Genomic DNA, 986 nt, shown 5'->3' with positions numbered 1-986 from the left:
AGATGTGTATAAGTGACAGGATGGGTGGGCGTGCGTTTCGCGGACGGGGTCCGTGACTTCTTCGGCTTGAGCGTCTTGCGCTTGGAGGGAGTCGTCGGCGAGGTCGCCGACTCGGTGGAGTGGGCGGCCAGCACCGGGGCGCCCGGCTCGCTGTTCGAGGAGGCGGTCCATACGACGGCGGCGGTGGTCACCGACACGGCGACCGCTCCGGCGGCCACTGCGGCCACCATGGCGACCAGCGGGAAGCGACGTGCCGTGCGCCTCGGCGCCGGGGATTGCCGCCCGCTGAGGAGGCGTAGGAGCACGTCCTGCATGGTCGGGCGGTCGCGCGGGTCCTTGGCCAGGCAGGCATGAACGATCGAGCGCAACGGCTCTGGCAAGTCGCCCAACTGGGGTTCACTGTGCAGGATACGGTTGATGATGGCGGGCAGGGTATCGTCGCCGAACGGAGGCCTGCCGGTGGACGCGCACACGATGACGGACGCCCAGGCGAAGACATCCGCCGCAGTCCCGACGTTCCATCCCGCAAGCTGTTCGGGCGCCATGTAAGCAGGTGTGCCGACAACGCCGCTGGCGACGGTGGCGGCGGCGTCGGTGGCGCGGGCGATGCCGAAATCGATGACCCGCGGACCATCCCGTCCGAGCAGCACGTTGGCTGGTTTGAAGTCCCGGTGCACGATGCCGGCCCGGTGGATGGCGGCCAGCGCGGTGGCGGTGCCGACGGCCAGGCGCTGCAGATCGGCGCCGGCATGGCGGCCTGTCTGCTGCAAGGAGGGCCCGTCGATGTACTCGCTGACGATGTACGGCCGACCGCCCAGCGACGCGTCCAGCACCTGGGCGACGCAGAACGGCTCCACCCGGCGTGCCGCGGCGATCTCCCTGGCGAAGCGGTCGTCCCCGGCGGACGCCCTGCGGAGAACCTTGACCGCCACCGGCCTGCCGTCGGCGGCCTCGCCGAGGTACACAACCCCCTGGCCGCCGACGGC

General features: G+C 70.9%; 1 protein-coding gene. It reads right to left on the bottom strand.

Translation table 11 applies throughout. The annotated features are described in order from the left end of the window. Positions 1 to 986: serine/threonine-protein kinase (locus EJK15_RS69535; RefSeq protein WP_240778164.1), on the bottom strand; the 986-nt coding region annotated here is incomplete at both ends.

It is taken from the genome of Nonomuraea basaltis, from assembly GCF_005893125.1.
In the GTDB taxonomy this organism is placed as follows: domain Bacteria; phylum Actinomycetota; class Actinomycetes; order Streptosporangiales; family Streptosporangiaceae; genus Nonomuraea; species Nonomuraea basaltis.
Note: the sequence above shows the minus strand (reverse complement) of the source record. Positions and strands in the feature narration are given on the sequence as shown.